At 39.8% G+C, this 16,546-nt stretch carries 12 protein-coding genes; 7 read left to right on the forward strand and 5 right to left on the reverse strand.

The window, feature by feature from the left end; all coding sequences use genetic code 11:
• Positions 1–30: 30 nt before the first annotated feature.
• Positions 31–804 (reverse strand): diaminopimelate epimerase, encoded by a 774-nt coding sequence (dapF, locus tag MM214_RS06525; protein WP_241293453.1) that lies wholly within the window; start codon positions 802–804, stop codon positions 31–33.
• 214 nt (positions 805–1,018) lie between these two features.
• On the opposite strand from dapF, the gene MM214_RS06530 reads away from it, so the two are divergent.
• From MM214_RS06530 to MM214_RS06540, 3 genes are all read left to right on the forward strand, one after another.
• On the forward strand, positions 1,019–1,786 hold the full coding sequence (locus MM214_RS06530; protein ID WP_241293457.1) for a superoxide dismutase: 768 nt from the start codon (positions 1,019–1,021) through the stop codon (positions 1,784–1,786).
• A 330-nt stretch (positions 1,787–2,116) separates the two neighbouring features.
• Positions 2,117–2,887, forward strand: a complete 771-nt coding sequence (locus MM214_RS06535; protein WP_241293460.1) for a hypothetical protein — start codon at positions 2,117–2,119, stop codon at positions 2,885–2,887.
• Positions 2,888–3,385: 498 nt separating this feature from the next.
• Complete coding sequence (locus MM214_RS06540; protein ID WP_241293463.1) at positions 3,386–3,853, forward strand: nucleoside triphosphate pyrophosphohydrolase family protein; 468 nt, start codon at positions 3,386–3,388, stop codon at positions 3,851–3,853.
• A 380-nt stretch (positions 3,854–4,233) separates the two neighbouring features.
• On the opposite strand, the gene alr is transcribed toward MM214_RS06540, so the two are convergent.
• Complete coding sequence (alr, locus tag MM214_RS06545) at positions 4,234–5,388, reverse strand: alanine racemase (protein WP_241293466.1); 1,155 nt, start codon at positions 5,386–5,388, stop codon at positions 4,234–4,236.
• Positions 5,389–5,433: 45 nt separating this feature from the next.
• The gene (locus MM214_RS06550; RefSeq protein WP_241293469.1) at positions 5,434–6,570 is read right to left on the reverse strand and encodes an amidohydrolase; all 1,137 of its coding nucleotides are present in this window, start codon (positions 6,568–6,570) and stop codon (positions 5,434–5,436) included.
• Positions 6,571–6,755: 185 nt separating this feature from the next.
• Between MM214_RS06550 and MM214_RS06555 the strand changes: the two genes are divergently transcribed.
• Positions 6,756–6,935, forward strand: coding sequence for a hypothetical protein (locus tag MM214_RS06555; RefSeq protein ID WP_241293979.1), 180 nt, complete (start codon positions 6,756–6,758; stop codon positions 6,933–6,935).
• A 16-nt stretch (positions 6,936–6,951) separates the two neighbouring features.
• On the opposite strand, the gene MM214_RS06560 is transcribed toward MM214_RS06555, so the two are convergent.
• Entirely contained in the window at positions 6,952–7,788 is an 837-nt protein-coding gene (locus tag MM214_RS06560) for a UbiA prenyltransferase family protein (protein ID WP_241293472.1), read from the reverse strand.
• Between the two features lie 4 nt (positions 7,789–7,792).
• Entirely contained in the window at positions 7,793–10,723 is a 2,931-nt protein-coding gene (locus MM214_RS06565; RefSeq protein ID WP_241293475.1) for a DEAD/DEAH box helicase, read from the reverse strand.
• A gap of 392 nt (positions 10,724–11,115) precedes the next feature.
• Here MM214_RS06565 and MM214_RS06570 point away from each other — a divergent pair, with 392 nt between their 5' ends.
• The 3 genes from MM214_RS06570 to MM214_RS06580 all read left to right on the forward strand — a co-directional run bounded on the left by MM214_RS06570 (position 11,116) and on the right by MM214_RS06580 (position 16,535).
• Entirely contained in the window at positions 11,116–12,087 is a 972-nt protein-coding gene (locus MM214_RS06570; protein ID WP_241293478.1) for an AAA family ATPase, read from the forward strand.
• 186 nt (positions 12,088–12,273) lie between these two features.
• Positions 12,274–15,090 carry a TonB-dependent receptor gene (locus MM214_RS06575; RefSeq protein WP_241293480.1) on the forward strand — a complete coding sequence of 939 codons (2,817 nt, stop codon included), beginning with the start codon at positions 12,274–12,276 and terminating at the stop codon, positions 15,088–15,090.
• A 32-nt stretch (positions 15,091–15,122) separates the two neighbouring features.
• Positions 15,123–16,535, forward strand: coding sequence for a hypothetical protein (locus MM214_RS06580; protein WP_241293483.1), 1,413 nt, complete (start codon positions 15,123–15,125; stop codon positions 16,533–16,535).
• Positions 16,536–16,546: the final 11 nt, after the last annotated feature.

The following is a 16,546-nucleotide window of genomic DNA, read 5'->3' on the forward strand; positions in this document are numbered from 1 at the left end:
AAGTCTACATGTTTGAAAATTCGTGAACTGCTACTTTTCCCATACACCATGAAAAACCTGCTCTGCTGGTCCGATCAACTTGATATTGCGAAAGCTCCCGTCTGCGGTCGCAGAAAAACGTACTTTTAACTTCCCTCCAGGAGTAAGGATTTTTACTTCATTTAATTGGTGCTTGATGCCATATACTAAAGCACAAGCGGTGACCCCTGTGCCACAAGATAAGGTCTCGTTCTCGACCCCTCTCTCGTATGTCCTCACATGAATCTCCTCATCACTGATAGGGGTTACAAAGTTTACATTTGTCCCATTAGGCTTATAATCATCACTATACCGCACTGCAGCACCTTGCTCCACGACTGGGTAGCTCAGCACATTATCTACAAATCTCACATGGTGAGGTGAACCTGTATTGACAAAATAATCTTGCCCTGCATTGGAGATACTATTCACATCACTCATTCCAAGTTCTACCAAGTGATCATTAACTAGGGCTGTATGAGGGCCATCTATAGCAAGGAATTTGGTTTCTTTATCTATGATATCGAGGAATTTTGAAAAAGCTACAGCACATCTTGCGCCATTTCCACACATACTTTGTGACCCATCCGAATTGAAATATATCATTTCAAAATCAAAGCCATCTTTGTTTCTAATCAAAATAAGTCCATCAGCTCCGATGCCAAACTTGCGATCGCATAACATTTGAACCAAAGAGAGGTTATCTTCAGGAAATGCTTCAATTCTGTCATCGATCATGATAAAATCATTTCCAGTGCCTTGGTATTTATAAAAGGAAAATTGCATGTCTACTTACTTTGCTATTTTATGATTTACAAATGATTCAAAAACCAAACCATTGTACATTGTGAATGCAAACATAAACATCTTGTCATAAAATCAGACTTATTGTCCGACTTTAGGTTTTATTATAGCTTTGAAATCTTTATCTTAGGCAGTTAGAATTACAAACGAGAAGTATTCATTTTGAGAAAAATTAAAGGATAAATCCCCAAAAAAAATGAAAAAATCAAACATTAAAGTATCTAGAAGGTATTTTATCTCAAGAAGCACCAGGGCTACCCTTGCCATAGGTATCGGATCATCATTGGTAGGATCTGCATTCTTGACCGCATGCGGAGGAGAATCTTCTGAGGAAAATGAAACCAAACTGAGTACGGGTTTTGAACAAACAGCTTTGGCGTACGATTATGCAGCTCTTGAGCCACATATCGATGCCATGACCATGGAGATACATTATACAAAGCATGCTGCTGCTTATGCCAAAAATCTTGGCGAGGCCGCTGCTGAAGAAGGTGTAGACGTGAGTGCTCCGCTAGAAGAAGTGATGATGAACATTTCCAAATACTCTACTAAAATGAGAAACAATGGAGGTGGCCATTACAACCATGAATTATTTTGGAAAACGATGTCACCTGACGGAGGTGGTAAGCCAAGTGGTGACCTAGAAGCTGCTATCAATGATGCTTTTGGAAGCTTTGATGAGTTCAAGTCAAAATTTGAAGAAGCTGGAAAAACAAGGTTTGGTTCTGGATGGGCATGGCTTGTAGTAGATTCAAATAAAAAATTGGCAGTAGGCTCTACTCCAAATCAAGATAATCCACTCATGGATGTGTCGGATTTTCAAGGCGTTCCTTTGCTAGGTATCGACGTGTGGGAGCATGCCTATTACCTCAAGTATACCAGTGATAGGGCTGGATATATCGGAAATTGGTGGAACGTGATCAATTGGGATGCCGTATCTGAGCGATATGATGCGTTGAAATAAGATCAGGACTCAAGATCATTACATTGAAAATATTGAGACGGAAGTTCAATCTGGCCAATATTTTTGTCGACTAATAAAATATCGATTGCTAGTCAAGCACGAAGATCGGTGATAAACTTACTAAACAAGGGCTGATTTGATTCCAGTCAAAAAGTAAAACTAAGCGCAAAGGAATATACTTTCTTTGCGCTTTTTTCATAAATAAGCACTTGGACTGGTGATTTATCATGCCTTTCATGCTGTTGAAACCTGTATTTTGTCACATTTTGTACGGATAGCTGGCATGTACCTTGCAAAGAGGTCGTGGAAAAAACCAACTATTTAACGAAAATGAGAAAATCAATCAAACACTTTCAGAAATTAGCCCTTATCTTTTGCATTGGCTATTTGACATTTGCCTGCTCTGAGGCTGAAGACACAGAGATCAATGAACCACAGAGCAATGTAGGCTTAAGTGCTACCTCAAGTGCAAACAATGGGAGCAACGCAAACCAGCGTGTGATAGTGAATGGCTTTGCTACAAGTCAATTTGCTGTGGGTACCAAAGAAATAGAAATGAAATATGCTGCAAAAGCTGACCTCTTGGCGGGCATCAGCATCGGGAATATTGCACTCAAGACTAATGTGAGCACTTCATTTCACCAGGAAGCTTCACAACCTAAGAATGTGATTTTGGTAAACAATGGTACTGCCGCTACCTCCGTGATCGCAGCAGGTAGAAGCCCTCAAGGAAATTACACAGAAGTGAACTTCAAGCTTCACAGAAAAACCGAAGGCAACACCAATGATCCAATGTACGATCGCTCGCTTTGGATTGCAGGTGAAATCGACGGAAAAGTATCGACCATCTGGCTCACATCTGAAAAAGCTATCAAAGCAAGATCCGAAAATGCTGTAGGTGTAGAAGTAGATGGTGATACGGATATGATCTTGGTTTTTGATATGGATAAATTATTTGCAGAGGTAGATTTCAGTGCGGCAGTTGATGCCAATGGAGATGGAAGGATAGATATTGGTCCAAACAGTGCTGATGGAAATGCGGCAATTCTCTCTAAGATCGAAAGTAATCTAGAAACTGCTGTGGTACTAAAGGGTAATTAATCCCGATTTTTGAAACTATAGAGAAAGTAAACTTTTCTTGATTTAGATAAAAGCCTCTCATGCTTGCACGTTCAAGCCTGAGGGGCTTTTTTCTTGAACTGCATGAAAGTTAGGGTCCTGACATGAACGATCCCGTATAGATGATCATAGGAAGTATTTCTGAAGTCATTTTTTTCATCTCGGATCAATCCTCATTCATTATAGTGGATTCTCGACAATACTACCAGGAAAAGTATTTTTAGCAAATGAAAGAGAACTAATGGATCAATATAGAAAAGAGTGGGACAATTTATCAACCAATATACAATTGAAGTATTATCTGGATTATAAAATTCCTTGCTGGATCTAATTGATGGTATCTACGGAGATATACATTTATAAAGTCAAAGACCCTTTCTAAAAATAATTTTTTGAAATGATCAAAGTTTTGTTTCTTAGTCGGTCAAAGTAGAGCACAGACTCACTATTTCAAAAATACATCTCAAAATATCAAACTATATGCAAGATCCAAAGTCGCTCACTTCAGTAGCAGCATTTCATCAGACGTTCAAACACCCAATCCTATCAGAACCACAAATTCCAGAGGCAAAAAGGTGTGAATTGAGGGTTTCCCTTATCGCAGAGGAGCTCAAAGAGCTTGAAGAAGCGATAGCTGATCAGAACATCGTAGAGATAGCTGATGCACTTTGTGATATTCAATATGTTCTGTCAGGTGCAATTTTAGAATTTGGATTAGGCGACAAATTCAAAGAACTCTTCGACGAAGTTCAACGGTCAAATATGAGCAAAGCATGTAAAAATATAGAAGAAGCTGAAGCCACAGTGGCTCATTACCAAAGTCAAGGGGTATCCTGCTTTTATGAGCAAGAGGGAGACCTATACCTAGTATTCAGAGAAGGGGATCGCAAGACACTAAAGTCAGTGAACTATTCGCCAGCTGATTTGAAAGGGATTTTAGGAAAATAAGAAAATTGAAGGGGGAAGGGTGAAGGATGAGGGGTGAAGGATGAAGGATGAGGGGTGAAGGATGAAGGATGAGGGGTGAAGGATGAAGGATGAGGGGTGAAGGAAGGGGTGAAGGATGAAGGATGAAGGATGAGGGGTGAAGGATGAAGGGTGAAGGATAAGGGATGAAGGGTGAAGGGTGAAGGATGAGGGATGAAGGGTGAAGGATGAAGGGTGAAGGGTGAAGGGGGATGATTCAATCTAATTAGGTAGCTTGCTTTGTACTTTGTACTTTGTACATCGTACATTGTACATTGTACATCGTACATTATACTTTACTCTCCCATTTCTAATCTCTCAAAGCATCAGAAAACATTGGGGTGAATTATCTCAGGAAAGTCTTATTTGACTATTCTGCGGGGGATGTCTAGTGGGAGGCGAGTCAATAGCTCATAATTGACTTGCTGAGTAGACTCACCAAATGAGGCCACAGTGATTTCGTTCTTCTTTTGCTTACCGATCAAAACTACTTCATCTCCTCTTTTGAGGTCTTTCAGGTCAGTTACATCTACAGCTATGCTATTCATCGTCACAGTACCCACTACTGACACCATCTTGCCATCTATCAATACTTTCCCCTGATTACTCAACACGCGACTATAACCATGAGAATAGCCAATAGGGATTAGAGCAATCTCCATGTCTCTCGGTGCCATATAGCTGGATCCGTAACCTATAAACTCCCCCATCTTCACTTTCTTGAAACTCATGATGCTGCTTTTCCACGAAATCAATCTTTTTAGTGGGTTTTTGTCACTTTCTGGAAGACTCTTGAACTTGTACATGTAGGTCTCCATCGTAGGCCAAAAACCATAAGACGCTATACCAATCCTAACCATGTCCATGATGGTCTCAGGGTAGCTAAAAGTAGCTGCGGAACATGCTGTATGGTATTTGTCAAAGTTCAATCCATGGTCTGAAAACCATGTTTTGAACTGATCATACTTCTTGATCTGAGTGCGTACTCTCACGTAGTTGCTCACACTCTCGGCGCCTGCATAGTGCGTACATAGACCACATCTTGAGATATAGCCCTCATTTTTTTTCAAAATAGACATAAGCTTTTCTCTATCACTCCATTCAAATCCTGTACGGTGAAACCCAGTCTCTACCTCTACATGAATCCTAGCTTTTGCGTTGAGTTTTTTGGCAATTTGAATGGCCGCATCAAGCCTTTCAAATTCAAAAACAAAAAAACTAATCCCTTTTTTTATAATTTCTTCCAAGTCTTCATCATGTAGCATCCCCATGATCATGATATCAGACTTTTGCTTTCTATTGTCATATACTCTCAATGCTTCATCAGCAGAAAAAGTGCTAAAATGCCGAATTCCAGCCTCTTCTGCTATGGGCACAATATGCTCAATCCCATGTCCGTAGGCATTACCTTTGACGACCGCAGAGATTATGACTTGATTTCCCGTCTCCTTTTTAATGAATGCTATGTTTTTTTTGTAGGCTGACTTGCTGATTTCGATATATGAAGTATGATTCATGAAGTTTTATTAGTAATTGAAAATATAAAATGGTGTGTGAAAGCATCAATCTTGATGGATGAGTTTGACAATTTTTTCAAACATGGAGACACCAGTAGGGATAAGATCATCATTGAAATCATAATCATTTTCATGAAGCTGAGGATGTGATTTACCTGATCCTAAGCCGAAAAGTAGGGTTTTGGTATGGGATGAGAACATTCCAAAATCTTCTGACCATCTAAAAGGGATTCTAATATGTTTTGTTTTAAGCTTGAGCTCTTTTGCTGCTTGATTGGCATACTCCCATGCATCAGGATCATTGATCGTGGCAGCAAAATCTTCCGTGTATTCAAATGTGATGGATAAGCCATATTCCTTGGCAATCTGCTGAGAAAGCTTTTCTGCATAGTTGATCAAAAGCAATTGAGTATCATTATCAAAAGACCTCAGTGTCGCCATCACCACTGCTTCCCCAGGAGTGGTACCAAATGCTACTTCTCCTAGCTTTGCATGAATCACAGTGATCAAACTGAACTTTTTCATGGCATCTGGCAGCTTTTGAAGGGCTACGATCATCTTGGACATGGCCTCTGCGGGGCTATTACCATCTTCTGGGTGCGCTGCATGGCTGTTTTTGCCTTTTAGCTTGATAATCATCCCTGTAGATGCCGCTGTGAATGAACCCTTCTTGATTACGACCTGATTCTTATCATAGCCGGGCAGGTTGTGTAATGCAAAAGCAAAGTCTGGCTTGATCTTTTCGAATTTTGTATCCTCCACTACCCTTGCAGCTCCCTCCCCAGTTTCTTCGGATGGTTGAAAAAGAAGAATAACTCGCCCCTTATGTAAGGGTTCATGGCTTAGAGAAAGGCCAAGTCCAGCTAGAATTGCCATATGTCCATCATGCCCACATAGGTGAGCGATGCCATGATGCACGGATTTATATTTGATTTTGCTATGTTCATGAATAGGCAAGGCGTCAAGCTCACTGCGAAAAAGGCTAGTGGGTCCTTCTTCTTTGCCTTCAAAAACAAAAGCAATTCCATGGCCACCAATATTCTTTATCGTTTGAGAAGGATTTAGCGATTTGAAAAAATCAGCGATTCGTTGGGCTGTTTCTTTTTCTTGACCAGAAACTTCGGGGTGCTGGTGTAAAATGTGCCTGAGTTCCTTGATTTGCTTGAGCTTTTTTGCATCCATGCCTTTATACAGTTAATTAATGAGTTAAAAAACGAAGATTTCTTTTAAAGTAGGCAAAAATTATGCAGAGCTATGTATCTGAACAATAATTTTAAACAAAAAAAATTATTTTTCTGACCATCAATGAGCTACAAATTATAGAGAACTTTTTATATTAGATGATGTTTTAGCTACTAAACCTATAAATGATGACTACAGAACAACAAACAAGTTTAGAACAAAAAATTGAAGAACTGAAAGCAAGTTTGACTGGGGATATGTTTCAAGATATGGACACAAGAGATCAGATACACAATCTTGAGATGCAACTCAAAGGCGTAAAACCAATGGACAGTCACTTCGATTGTGTTGGCTGCGGAAGTTGATTATTGTCTCTGTGGTCTAAAAAAATACCAGCAAAGCAGGCAATACAAATGATGCTTCTGTCAGCAATCTTTTCTGATAGATTGATCTATTTTTCGAATAAAAAAGACGTAAATGAATCATGAAAATCAAAAGCAACAGACTGGTATAAATATGGAAATACGACCTCAGAAAAACAAACAAAACCAAAGCTAATAAGCAAGTAATCAGAAAAATACCGTTGATCAGTGCTTTCAAATTTGCTGCATTCAACCATGTTGTGATTGCTTCAAAGCCATCATTTTTGTCAGTCTCCTTATCTGCAAAGGAAAGCATAAGCAGATTGACATATGCTACAAGGGTATATAGGCCTGCTATATAGTAGGTCTCTTGTGGGATGAGTCCATTATGCATGATGATGGGTGCTTGACTAATCCCCACGACATATCCTATCGCAATGATCAATTCTTTAAGAAAACTTAATTTTTTGAGCCAAAACTGTGAGATAAGCAGGGGTAGAGCGATAACTATACCGGCCAAAATCCCAGGTAGAATCAAGACCTGAAGCCCATCGCAAAGGATCAAAAGACTCAAGACAACTGATGATACCAAAAACACCATCCCCCATAAGACCTTGGAATATTTCAAGTGAAAGGCGTGTCGCGCTGTACTGGGAATATTATTTGCATACCTAGCATCTAATAGGTGATCCAAGGTGTAAATCAGCCACACTACCAAAGCCAAAAGCAGATACACTTCTTTGCTCAAGGGAGTACGCAATAGATGAGCAAACAGATACATGCCAGCAAGTGAACCACAGACTACGTCTATGGAAAGCAAATTCAAATTTCGGTATACTTGAGCAAGCTCCTTCAAAATATTAATTCAGGAGCGCCTCTATATCATTTTGACTTAGGCTTTTCATAAAGCTCTCTTCTGTACTGATCAACTCGCCAGCCAAAGCCTTCTTCCGCTCTTGCAGTGCCATGATTTTTTCTTCAACAGAATTTCTGGTGATAAACTTGTATATGATCACCTTATTTTCCTGGCCGATCCTGTGAGCCCTATCGATGGCTTGAGCCTCCACGGCTGGGTTCCACCATGGGTCTAGTAAGAACACATACTCAGCTTTGGTCAAATTAAGTCCGACTCCACCAGCCTTCAGGGAGATTAGGAAGATTTTCACATCCTCATTTTCCTGAAAGGACTTGACTTGCGCTTGTCTGTCCTTCGTAGTTCCATCAAGGTAAGCATACGGGATTTTTTCTTCATCTAAAAACTCCTTCACAATGCCCAAATGTCTCACAAATTGACTGAATACAAGCACTTTGTGCCCTTCACTTGCTGTTTCTCGAAGCATATGGATCACATCTTCCAGCTTGCCTGAGTCACCTGTGTAAGCTTTATCAATTAACTTAGGGTGGTTGGCAACTTGTCTTAGCTGGGTAAGACCCCTAAGCAAAGTGAACTGCTGGTTTTTCGCACCAGGCGCTGTAAGTTCGTTAACGATCTTTTCTCTATAGTAGCTTTTGATTTCTTCATATGCCTTCTCTTGCTCAGAAGTCATAGACGAATACTTGACATGAATCACCTTCTCAGGCAAGTCCGTAGCCACTTGGGTTTTGAGTCTTCTCAGAATGAAAGGCTTGATCATAGCATGTAACTTCACTGCCTTATCTACATCATTTTTCTTTTCGATAGGAAGCAAAAACTGCTTCTTGAACATGCTCTGATTCCCCAGCAAGCCTGTATTGATGAAATTCATCTGAGACCAAAGATCCATCGTGCCATTCTCTACAGGTGTACCTGTCAAGATCAACTTGAACCTACAATTGAGCTCTGCAACTGACTTTGCGATGATGCTGCTTGGATTTTTGATCGCTTGTGACTCGTCCAAGATTACATAGTTGAAATAGAATGATTTGAATACTTCCATGTCCAACCTTGTGATACCATAAGAAGTCAAGATCAAATCATAATCAGCAAACCTGGTGTGGTCTTTGACACGTTGTGAACCTGTATAGACCAAGACTTTCAGGCTCGGTGTAAACTTTTTGGCTTCCAACTCCCAATTGTAAATCAGTGAAGTAGGCATGATCAAAAGAGACGTAGCACCAGGGTTCACTTCCTTTTGGTAAGCCAATAGTGCCAGTGTCTGCACCGTCTTTCCCAAACCCATATCGTCAGCTAGGCAACCTCCAAACTGATACTCATTGAGAAATCTCAGCCAGTTGTATCCAGCCTTTTGGTATGGTCTAAGCGTACCTTGGAAAGCCTCTGGCAACTCATAATCTTCGATTTGTGAGAAATCTCGAAGTTTTTCAAGCTTTCTACTCAAAGTGAGTTGTACCAAATTGTTGGATTGTAGCTCCTGAGCCAACGCGATGTGATGCTTTTTGAGCTTCAAGGCTCCAGAATCCAGTGTAGGATCATCTTCCAAAAAGGCAAAAATCTCCGTATAATTCACAAACCAAGAATCTGGAATCACCGCAATTTCTTTGTTTGGCAGCTCAAATTCTGTTTTACCTTGAAGAAGTAACTTTCTGATTTTGGCAAAAGGAATCTTATAAGGGCCAAATTCAATGACAGCATTGACATCGAACCAATCTATGTTTTCCTTGACATCCACAGAAATTCTGGCATGACCGAAGAAGTACTTTTTGCCCTTAGCATCTGTAGCCTGCCGTATTTGGAATCCTTGTGCAATCAAATCATCCTTATAGGTATTCAACCAGCCAAAAGCCTTGGATTTTTCGAGGGCAAACCTGGAAGTTCTTACTGGAAGTCCCAGATTTTTGAGGTAATCACCGTAGCTCTTTTCCTTCACACCATCACGAATCACTTTATAAAAAGTATATTCATCTCCATGCTGCTCTAGTTTGACATTTGTCTTTGCACCGTCTTCAGCTCGGAATGCATATTCTCCATATTGGAATTTAAGGTCAAAGACTATTTTATCTTCTTCAGATTCTGCTTGACTATTGCCAAACAAGTCGACCTTAGGAGAACCTGGAAGATCGCTTAGGTTGAGCACAGCTTCTGGTTGATTTCTTTCCACTTTGATTTCAAAGCCTTTGGCATATACATCAAAGGAAGCCACTAGTTGGGTAACAAATTTCTCATAATATTGCTGCTCCACTTTCCTAGGGATGACGATGAATCTTTTGTTCAAGAATGGATTCAATTTCTTCCCATCTATTCCCTTGGCAAAATGGTACAACGCTCCATCTGCGACAAGCCATGCCGGTTCATTGCAAATGAGGTAGGCATTTTTATATTGCCAATCGAGTTTTTCACCACGATATTTGATTGTAGGAAAGTAGTGCGTATTGTCTTCATTTCTTCTAAAGTGAAAAAGTACAGTGGCAGGTTCAGGCATGATACAGATTTCCTTCCAGATTGGATTGCCATCATTAGCCATTTCAAAGAGTCGCTTACCTTTAAGTTTATCCAAAATCTTTGCTCTCAAGCCTTCCAGCTTAAGTTCAAGCATTTCTTGAGCTGCCTTATTTCCAGTTTTTGGATCATATATTTTGCGAAGGTATTCTTTTGCTTTTAGCTTCTTGGTATTCAGCTTTTTGGTAACAGCATCTTGCTGCATCTCATCCATCATTTTGATAAGCTGATAGTCAGTCTCATCCAGTCCAGCGGCAAATTCTTTGGCATTCACTGAAGAGATGTTTTGATGGGCTAGGGATAATCTTCCTTTTGCATCCAGTTGAATCACAAAGGATTCAAATAGCAATCCTAAATACTCGTGGCTGAACAGCGAGTAGATGATCTCAAATGGTTGCTCTGCTGAAACTTTCATAGCTGTGGGTCAATGCGAAGAGAGAAAACTTCGGAATTTAGGGTGTATTGAAATTCAAACCAGTTCGAAAAATACTGAATAATTTTGATTTTGAAAAGCAAAGAGAAGCATGATTACAGATTCACAAACTGAAATGCGTAATTACATGGGATCAGTAAGCTGTAGAATATCAACAGATTGACCTCAAAAAAAGCAAAGGATATCAGTCTTGCATCATTGAGCAAAATCTGCGAAATGATTTACATTTTTGTAGAAAGGTGAATTTGTTCTATTTTAGCCATTAGGTTCTTGCAATCTTATATGATTTAGGTAAAAACTTCACAATCTTTGCAAGATATATATGTAGGCAACGTTGCTTATTGAGTAAAGAAAAAATTAAAATTAAAAATTCCATGCATCAGGAAAAAATCAAGCAGGTCATAGATGAAGTAAAGAAAATAGTAGTTGGTCAAGATAGAATGGTCAACCGGCTTTTGATCGGCTTATTTACCAATGGGCACATATTATTAGAGGGTGTGCCAGGTTTGGCAAAGACATTAACTGTAAACACCTTGGCCAAAGTGTTGCATTTGGACTTCAAGCGTATTCAGTTTACGCCAGATCTATTGCCATCTGACCTGGTAGGTACCATGATATACAATCAGCAAGAGGCAAACTTTGAAGTAAAAAAAGGCCCAATATTCTCAAACATCATCCTTGCCGATGAGGTCAACAGGTCTCCTGCGAAAGTACAATCGGCACTATTGGAGGCGATGCAGGAAAAGCAGGTTACTATTGGCGAGACTACTTATCAGCTAGACAGACCATTTTTGGTTTTGGCAACACAGAACCCTGTAGATCAAGAGGGTACTTACCCCCTACCTGAGGCCCAAGTGGATAGGTTTATGATGAAAGTTCACATAGACTATCCTTCCAAAAGTGATGAACTCGAGGTAATGAGACGAATGGCCAACATGGCTTTTGCCTCGGAAGTCATGGCGATACTATCCAAAGAGGACATTTTTGCGATTAGAGCAAAGATCAATGAAGTGAAGATAGCCGAGCCATTGGAAAATTATATCATTGAATTGGTGTTTGCCACGAGATTTCCAGCACAGTATGGACTAAAAGAAGAAGCCAAATACATACAGTTTGGCGTATCTCCAAGAGCAAGTATCAACTTAAACTTAGCCGCTCGAGCTGTTGCATTCATGGACGGAAGAGACTATGTACTTCCAGAAGACATTAAGGAGATCGCCGAGGATGTATTGAACCACCGAATTATCTTGAATTATGAAGCAGAAGCTGACAACATCAATACGAGGGATTTGATCCGAATCATATTGGACAAAATACCTATTAACAAAAGCGTAACATTCAAATAATCGAAATTCACTGAATTAACGATTTCTTTAAAAAATCGCATAAAATCCGCCATTGCAATATGAAAAAATTGTGATGGCGGATTTGTTTTTGATACCTACTAATTAATGTATTGATAATTTTTTGTACCCAATCAATTCATATTGTGTAGTGACCTTTGTAGCGTTCGTTTACAAGTGTCATTATATATGAAAAAACAATTACTCTCAATTATTATCACAATGCTTTCAATTGGGTTTGCTGTAGCTCAATCAGGAAGTATAAGAGGTGTGGTAAAAGATTCATCTACAGGCGAGACCATCATCGGAGCCAACGTTCGAATAGAAAATACAAGTATCGGTGTAGCTACAGGCCTTGATGGGGATTTTGAGCTTCCGAGAGTCGAGCCTGGCACATACACCTTAATAGTCTCTTTTATATCATACAAGACACTGAGGTTTGAAGATGTGCAAGTTATAAGTGAAAAAGCCACAGTCTTTGACGTAAGTCTAGAAGAGGATTTCGGTGATCTGGGAGAAGTGGTCGTAGTAGCAACTAGAGAAACAGGATCCAGTGTCGCTGTAGTCTCTGAAATACGCAAGTCCTTACAAGTAGTAAGCGGTATATCATCTGATCAAATTCGACTTTCACAAGACGGCAATGCTGCACAGGTTATGAAAAGAGTAGCAGGTGTCAGTATTGTAGATAATAAATTTGTAAGAGTACGTGGTATCGATGACAGGTATAATGTCGTGATGATCAATAATGCTTTGGCACCAAGTACACAGATAGACAAAAGAACTTTCTCCTTTGATCTTATTCCAAGTGAAAGCTTGGACAGAATGCTTATCTATAAGTCGCCTTCACCTGAAGTACCAGGAGATTTTGCTGGGGGTATGGTGAAAGTATTTACTAAAAACACCCCAGATGAAGAGTTTATTACTTTTGGGATGGGTGCTGGATATAGGCAAAACACCACTTTGAAGGACTATAAGCAAACCAGAGGCTCAAGAACTGACTGGTTGGGTTTTGATACTTCAAGAGATCTTCCTGCTAATTTTCCTACTACAGATCAATTACTCAATGCTAGTGGAGCCTCTCCGCTAAGAGCAGAGGCTGGTCAAATGCTTGACAATAATTATGGAGTAGAGACTAGCACAGCACTTCCTGATTTTAGTTTTGGATTTGGATTTGGAAAAAATTGGAGAGTGCTTGGTGGAAAAAGGCTATCCACGGTAACAAGCCTAAGCTATGGACAATCCTTTCAATACTTTCAAGCTGAAAGAAACAGGTACTTCTTCCCAGTGCCAGGTCAGCTTACAGTAAAGCGTGATGAATATTTCGATGATTTCTTCACCAAAACCAATGAAGTTGGCTTAATGTCCAACTGGATGTTGAGGTTAAACCTAGATAATAAAATTGAATTCAGAAACCTTTTCAATCAGACTGGCTTGAATGAAACTGTATTGAGAGAAGGAAGGGATTTTGTTCAAAGAACAGATGGAGCGAGAGACTATGCATTCAGGTATGAATCAAAACTGATCTACACAGGACAAATAGAAGGTACGCACCTTTTCAATCAAGAAAAATCAAAGCTAAACTGGGTACTTGGCGGAAACTACATGTACCACGAGGAGCCGGACTTTAGAAGATTGAGGTCGTACTTTAGTCAAGAAGGATCTGAGGGTCAATTTGTGATCATTGACCCACCAGCATCAAGTCCACAAGACTTAGGTAGGTATTATGGCTATCTTAAAGATTTCGGAATTAGTCAGGGATTGAATTATGAAAGGAAGTTCCAAGGTGCAGAAAAAGATAGACCTAGGATATTGAGAGCTGGTTACTTAGTTGATTATAAAGCTAGAAACTTCGATGCCCGATACATTACAACATACTACCCAGGATTTCACGATCCATTGATCAAAGAAGACTTGATCCGTTTACCAATTGACCAAGCATTTGCTCCAGAAAACTACAGAAATGGTGACGGCTGGTTGATCCAAGAGGGTACTAGACGTACAGATAATTACGATGCTTCTACATTTATATCTGCGGGATATATTGGTGGAGTATATCCTGTAAGAGAATTTAACTTCTCAGGTGGACTAAGAACAGAATACAGCATTCAGCAATTAGATTCTCAAAACGATCTTGGTCCTGTAGGAGTAAATAATACAGAACTAGCATTACTTCCTTCATTGAACATTGATTACAATTTCAATAAAAAATCTCTAATCAGAGCAGGTTATGGAAAAACACTCAATAGACCTGAATTCAGAGAATTTGCACCATTTTTATACTACAGCTTTGAATACTTGGCAGGCTTCTTTGGAAACCCAAACCTTCAAATGGCAAGGGTGGACAATGTGGACTTAAGGTATGAATTCTACCCAAATGAAGGTGAGACTTTCAGTATAGGTGCTTTCTACAAGTTTTTCGATAACCCTATAGAAACAGTACAGCAAAACGTTACCGAGCAATTACAATTCACTTATGCAAATGCAGTAGATGCTACAGTATATGGTCTGGAAATAGAAGCTAGAAAAGCTCTATCTACAGTCACTTCCACGCCATTTATCAAAGACTTATCCTTCAATGTAAATGCCTCATTGATCTGGTCTGAAGTCTTCCTAGGAAGTAATGTGTCCTTTCAGGACAGCAGAAGAGCGCTTCAAGGTCAGTCTCCTTATATGGTCAATGCTGCCATGTATTACATCAATGATGTGTCAGACTTTCAAGCAAGTGTTGCCTACAATGTGACAGGCCCAAGAATATTCGTAGCGGGGAATGCCAATAACCCAGAAATCTATGAGTTGCCAAGACACACCATTGACTTAACAATCTCAAAGACTTTTAGAGACAGAACCACTTTCAAGTTTGGTGTTCAGGACTTGTTAAACTTCCAGTATAGGTTCTATCAAGATTCAAATTTTGATAGAAAAATTGACACATCCATAGATGACCCAATGTACCTATGGAGAAGAGGGACTCTATTCAGCGGATCACTTACTTACAGAATCAAATAAAAAACTAATCTTTATCTAATTTAACACTTACAATGAAAAAGAACCTAAAATTCGCTGTAATCGCAGCATTGATGGCATTCTCATTTGCATGTTCTGATGACACAGAACCAGTAGTAACTCCAGGAGGAGATGATGACTTAGTATCATTGTCTGGAAACCTTTCTACTCAGACTTTGACAGCTGACAAGCAATACTTGCTTCAAGGACAAGTTTTTGTAAGAGATGGACAAGTGCTTACTATCGAGCCAGGTACAGTAATCTTCGGTGAAAAAAGATCAAAAGGAACCCTTATCGTAGATAGAGGTGGGAAAATAATTGCTAGAGGTACAAAAGAGAATCCTATCATCATGACTTCTGCACAAGAAGAAGGTGAAAGAGATCGCTCTGACTGGGGTGGCTTGGTAATCGCTGGTAGAGCTAGAACCAACCAAGTAGATCCTGCAGTAGAAGGTATTGATCCAGTGCTTATTTTCGGTGGTGACAATGACAGCGATAGCTCAGGTGAGTATGAATACATCAGGGTAGAGTACGCTGGTATCGAATTGACACCAAACAATGAAACAAACTCAATCACCATGGCTGGTGTAGGTAAAGGTACTTTTATGGAGCATTTGATGGTATCATTCGGTGGTGATGATGGATTCGAATGGTTCGGTGGAAACGTGGATGGTAGATATTTTATCTCTCATTCTACTTGGGATGATGACTTGGACGTAGATTATGGATATTCAGGAAACGTTCAGTGGGCTTTGGTAGTAAGAAATCCTTTCTATGCTGACCAATCTCAATCAAATGCTTTTGAGTGTGACAATGGTCCTAATGACAACGACGTGCAGCCTTATACTACTGGTACTTTCTCAAACGTAACTGTATATGGTCCTAGAGACAGAGTTGGAAGATCTATCTCTGGAAACAACTACCACGCAATCGACTTGAGAAGAAGAACTGCAGTTTCTATTTTCAACTCTGTATTCACTGGTTTCCCTACTGGTGTAAGATTCAACACGCAATCAGTAACTGAACAATACCAAGCTGGTAGAGGTGTATTGGCAAACAATATCATCATCAATCCAAATGCTAACTACGCTGCTGGTGGTGGAGCTAATGTAGCTGATGTTCAGACAATTTGGGAAGCAAGAAACACTACTGTAGGACTACCTGCGGCTGATGGTCCTTGGGAAGACTTCTACAGAGGATATGGCTTAAGACCAGAAAACTTCTTTGCTAGACACACAATCAGCTCATATCCAAGCAATCCAAACTTCACTCTGCTAGCTAATGGAACACTTGCAGCTGGTGCTAGCTTTGATGATGCGAAATTCAGTGAAGAAGGTAGATCCTCATACTTTGATAAGAATGTACCATACATCGGTGCATTCGGATCAACTGACTGGACAGACGGTTGGGCAGAATTTGCTCCATTGAATGTCGTATACAAAAAATAATCTAACAACCA

This window comes from Belliella kenyensis, assembly GCF_022549675.1.
GTDB classification, from domain to species: Bacteria; Bacteroidota; Bacteroidia; order Cytophagales; family Cyclobacteriaceae; genus Belliella; species Belliella kenyensis.